Origin of the sequence: Halorubrum sp. ARQ200, from assembly GCF_005435115.1 — an archaeon.
Lineage (GTDB): Archaea > Halobacteriota > Halobacteria > Halobacteriales > Haloferacaceae > Halorubrum > Halorubrum tropicale.
Genome location: NZ_SGTZ01000023.1, coordinates 1 through 5359, shown reverse-complemented (window position 1 = coordinate 5359; position 5359 = coordinate 1). Strand labels below are relative to the sequence as shown.

Genomic DNA, 5359 nt, shown 5'->3' with positions numbered 1-5359 from the left:
GATGAGGATCACGCCCCCTGCGCTCCGGCGTAAGCGGTGATCTGATGTGAGCCGTGGTCGTTCGGTGCCATCCAAGCCGTTGGCTGGCCCGGACACCACACAGACCAATGCAATGGTGTGTCAACACTACGTTGACACCCGCCAACACCCCCTTCGAGCCGGGAATCAGGCTCGAAGGACATACATTCCGGTTGATCCTGCCGGAGGCCATTGCTATTGGGATCCGATTTAGCCATGCTAGTCGCACGAGTTCAGACTCGTGGCGAATAGCTCAGTAACACGTGGCCAAACTACCCTTCGGAACACAATACCCTCGGGAAACTGAGGCTAATAGTGTATCCCATACCACCACTGGAATGAGTGGTATGCCAAACGCTCCGGCGCCGAAGGATGTGGCTGCGGCCGATTAGGTAGACGGTGGGGTAACGGCCCACCGTGCCAATAATCGGTACGGGTCATGAGAGTGAGAACCCGGAGACGGAATCTGAGACAAGATTCCGGGCCCTACGGGGCGCAGCAGGCGCGAAACCTTTACACTGCACGACAGTGCGATAGGGGGATCCCAAGTGCACAGGCATAGCGCCTGTGCTTTTCGGTACCCTAAGGCGGTACCAGAATAAGGGCTGGGCAAGACCGGTGCCAGCCGCCGCGGTAATACCGGCAGCCCAAGTGATGGCCGATCTTATTGGGCCTAAAGCGTCCGTAGCTGGCCGCGCAAGTCCATCGGGAAATCCACCTGCTCAACAGGTGGGCGCCCGGTAGAAACTGCGTGGCTTGGGACCGGAAGGCGCGACGGGTACGTCCGGGGTAGGAGTGAAATCCCGTAATCCTGGACGGACCGCCGATGGCGAAAGCACGTCGCGAGAACGGATCCGACAGTGAGGGACGAAAGCCAGGGTCTCGAACCGGATTAGATACCCGGGTAGTCCTGGCCGTAAACAATGTCTGCTAGGTGTGGCTCCCACTACGAGTGGGTGCTGTGCCGTAGGGAAGCCGCTAAGCAGACCGCCTGGGAAGTACGTCCGCAAGGATGAAACTTAAAGGAATTGGCGGGGGAGCACTACAACCGGAGGAGCCTGCGGTTTAATTGGACTCAACGCCGGACATCTCACCAGCATCGACTGTGGTAATGACGATCAGGTTGATGACCTTATCCGAGCCTCAGAGAGGAGGTGCATGGCCGCCGTCAGCTCGTACCGTGAGGCGTCCTGTTAAGTCAGGCAACGAGCGAGACCCGCACCCTTACTTGCCAGCAGTACCGCGAGGTAGCTGGGGACAGTAGGGGGACCGCCGTGGCTAACACGGAGGAAGGAACGGGCAACGGTAGGTCAGTATGCCCCGAATGTGCTGGGCAACACGCGGGCTACAATGGTCGAGACAAAGGGTTCCAACTCCGAAAGGAGACGGTAATCTCAGAAACTCGATCGTAGTTCGGATTGTGGGCTGCAACTCGCCCACATGAAGCTGGATTCGGTAGTAATCGCGTGTCACAAGCGCGCGGTGAATACGTCCCTGCTCCTTGCACACACCGCCCGTCAAAGCACCCGAGTGAGGTCCGGATGAGGCGTTCCACGAACGTCGAATCTGGGCTTCGCAAGGGGGCTTAAGTCGTAACAAGGTAGCCGTAGGGGAATCTGCGGCTGGATCACCTCCACCGACCCGAGACCTCCCACACGGGAGGCTCACCTTACGACCGTCTTCCTAAGACGGTCACTACTCATTCGCATTGGACTGTGTCCGTCCGCCCATCCACCGGCTTGGACACTTCAGAACGACCACGGCTCACACAACACGCGAGACAACCTTCCCTTCGGGGAAGGTGGGCTCATAGCTCAGCGGTAGAGTGCCTCCCTTGCAAGGAGGATGCCCTGGGTTCGAATCCCAGTGAGTCCATGTCCGTTCGGTCGGTTCGAAACGTGCCCCTTAAGGGGTCGCCGACGAACCGATTGAACACGACGACCGATGCACCATCCCGGGAAACCGCGGATGGGAAGGGTTCGATGAACGCCCCGTCACACCCGGGGCGATTCAATGACAACCGTGTATACGTGCGATCCAGACGTCCACTGAACTCATCCGAGTTCGTGGAACGTCAGTGAACCATATACAGTCGGAACACTCTGACGAGTGTTTCTGACACCGTCAACAACTCTCCTTCGAGAGTTCGTTGACACACTACTGGCTACTGTGCCAGCTGGTGAATGGCTCGGCTCGAGAGCCGACGACGGACGTGCCAAGCTGCGAAAAGCTCGTGGGACCCGCATGGAGGGAAAGAACACGAGATCTCCCAATCGGAATCCGTTCAACAATTGCCACGCGCAATAGGGAACGCCCTGAATTGAAACATCTCAGTAAGGGCAGGAAAAGAACGCAACAGCGATGTCGTCAGTAACCGCGAGTAAACGCGACACAGCCCAAACCGAAGGTCTTCTGACCAATGTGGTGTTCGGGTTGACAACCAAATCTCGACAACTCATCTGAAGTCTCCTGGAACGGAGCGTGAAACAGGGTGACAACCCCGTAAGATGAGTCAGTACGGATGGCGTCAAATCCAGAGTAGCAGGGGTCGGATATCCTCTGTGAACACCTCAGGCATCCCCTGAGAAGGCTAAACACTCCTCGAGACCGATAGCGAACAAGTAGCGTGAGCGAACGCTGAAAAGCACCCCGAAAAGGGCGGTGCAATAGGGCCTGAAATCAGCTGGCGATCGAGCGACGGGGCGTACAAGGCGTCTCTTGAAACGACCGAGGAGCGATCCTCTAGTAGGAAAAGAGACGAGCCGGCGTCGTGTCGTGCGTTTTGAAAAACGACCCAGGGAGTGCACTTGATTGGCGAGTCTAACCCGTGAACCGGGGAAGGCGCAGGGAAACCGATACGGCCGCAGCACATTCGTGCGAGGGCCACCGTGTTCAAGCGCGGGGAGTCAATCGGGTGCGACCCGAAACCAGGCGATCTACGCGCGAGCAAGGTGAAGCGTGGCGAAAGCCACGTGGAGGCCTGTTAGAGTTGGTGTTCTACAATACCCTCTCGTGACTCGTGTGTAGGGGTGAAAGGCCCATCGAGCCTGGCAACAGCTGGTTCCAACCGAAACATGTCGAAGCATGACCTCATCCGAGGTAGCCCGCGGGGTAGAGCTACCGATTGGATGACCCGCCTCCGAGAGGAGTCGGCCATCCTGTCGAACTCCAAACCCGCAGGCGCTGTAGACGATGGGAGTCCGGTGCGCGGGGTAAGCCTGTGTACCGTGAGGGGAACAACCCAGAGCCGGGTTAAGGTCCCAAAGTGTAGATTAAGTGCGATTCGAAGGTGGTCTCAAGCCCTAAACAGCCGGGAGGTGAGCTTAGAAGCAGCTACCCGCTAAGAAAAGCGTAACAGCTTACCGGCCGAGGTTTGAGGCGCCCAAAATGATCGGGGCTCAAATCTACCACCGAGACCTGGCCGTATCCGTCAAAGGATAACCGCGTAGGTTGGCGTACTGGTCGGACGGAAGCCCGGGCGAGAGCTCGTGTGGACCGTCCAGTAACGACAATCCTGGTCACAGTAGCAGCGATAGTCGGGTGAGAACCTCGACGGCCTGAAGAGCAAGGGTTCCTCGGCACTGCCGTTCAGCCGAGGGTTAGCCGGTCCTAAGGTGTACCACAACTTGACTACACCGACGGGAAGCTGGTTAATATTCCAGCGCCATCGTGCAGTAAACGCCGACGCCGTGTGGAACGCTGAGCCGGGCACTCGCCCGGTCGAATCGTGGAAACTCGTGGAAACCGTCACGGTACGAAGCGAGCGAAACGCGAGACAGCGAAAGTCAGCCGTACATAGGGCCCGTGAAAAGGCAAGCATGATGTCCGTACCGAGATCCGACACAGGTGCTCTGCCAGCGCAAGGCAAGGCCTGTCGGGAGAACCGACGTTAGGGAATTCGGCAAGTTAGTCCCGTACCTTCGGAAGAAGGGATGCCTGCTCTCGACGGAGCAGGTCGCAGTGACTCGGGCGCTCCGACTGTCTAGTAACAACACAGGTGACCGCAAATCCGCAAGGACTCGTACGGTCACTGAATCCTGCCCAGTGCGGGTATCTGAACACCTCGTACAAGAGGACGAAGGACCCGTCAACGGCGGGGGTAACTATGACCCTCTTAAGGTAGCGTAGTACCTTGCCGCTTCAGTAGCGGCTTGCATGAATGGATAAACGAGAGCGCCACTGTCCCAACGTTGGACCCGGTGAACTGTACGTTCCAGTGCGGAGTCTGGAGACCCCCAAGGGGAAGCGAAGACCCTATAGAGCTTTACTGCAGGCTGTCGCTGAGACGTGGTCGCCGATGTGCAGCATAGGTAGGAGTCGTTACAGAGGTACGTGCGCTAGCACGCCACCCAGACAGCATTGAAATACTACCCGTCGGTGACTGCGACTCTCACTCCGGGAGGAGTACACCGGTAGCCGGGCAGTTTGACTGGGGCGGTACGCGCTCGAAAAGATATCGAGCGCGCCCGAAGATCATCTCAGCCGGGTCGGGAATCCGGCGAAGAGCGCAAGAGCAAAAGATGGTCTGACAGTGTTCTTCCTAACGAGGAACGCTGACGCGAAAGCGTGGTCTAGCGAACCTACGAGGTTCCGGAATGGGACCCGTAGATGACAGAAAAGCTACCTTAGGGATAACAGAGTCGTCACTCGCAAGAGCACATATCGACCGAGTGGCTTGCTACCTCGATGTCGGTTCCCTCCATCCTGCCCGTGCAGACGCGGGCAAGGGTGAGGTTGTTCGCCTATTAAAGGAGGTCGTGAGCTGGGTTTAGACCGTCGTGAGACAGGTCGGCTGCTATCTATTGGGGGTGTGAGGTACCTGACGTGAACGAACGTATAGTACGAGAGGAACTACGTTTGGTCGCCACTGGTGTATCGGTTGTCCGGAAGGGCAGATGCCGAGTAGCCACGCGACACGGGGTAAGAGCTGAACGCATCTAAGCTCGAAACCCACATGGAAAAGAGGTACCACCGAGGTCACTCGTAGAAGACGAGTTCGATAGACTCGGGGTGTACGCACCGAGGCAACGAGGTGTTAAGCCCACGAGAACTAACAGACCGAGCCACATTCATTGGCGCTGACGCGCCACGAACTCGCATGAGTTCAGGCGGTATCTGGATCGCACGTATACACGGTTGTTTCGAACCACGACCGACACAGGCGTCGCTCATAGAGCGTCTCGGTTCGAGTCCGAGAGTCGGCATGAAGGCGGCCAGAGCGGTAGGGAAACACCCGTACCCATTCCGAACACGGAAGTTAAGCCTACCAGCGTATCGTGAAGTACTGGAGTGAGCGATCCTCTGGGAACCACGAGTCGCCGCCTGCCCACTCATACGGGAA

The 5359-nt window shown here is 57.8% G+C and carries 1 tRNA gene and 3 rRNA genes; all 4 read left to right on the top strand.

Going from position 1 to position 5359, the window contains the following annotated elements:
• Positions 1–184: 184 nt before the first annotated feature.
• The 4 genes from EXE50_RS16845 (at position 185) to rrf (ending at position 5345) form a co-directional block, all read left to right on the top strand.
• A 16S ribosomal RNA gene (locus EXE50_RS16845) occupies positions 185–1654 on the top strand.
• A 167-nt stretch (positions 1655–1821) separates the two neighbouring features.
• Positions 1822–1893 (top strand) — tRNA-Ala (locus tag EXE50_RS16840).
• Between the two features lie 280 nt (positions 1894–2173).
• A 23S ribosomal RNA gene (locus EXE50_RS16835) occupies positions 2174–5092 on the top strand.
• A gap of 131 nt (positions 5093–5223) precedes the next feature.
• Positions 5224–5345: ribosomal RNA gene (gene rrf, locus EXE50_RS16830) — 5S ribosomal RNA — on the top strand.
• The 16S, 23S and 5S rRNA genes sit together here with 1 tRNA gene alongside, the layout of an rRNA operon.
• The last annotated feature ends 14 nt before the right edge of the window (positions 5346–5359 follow it).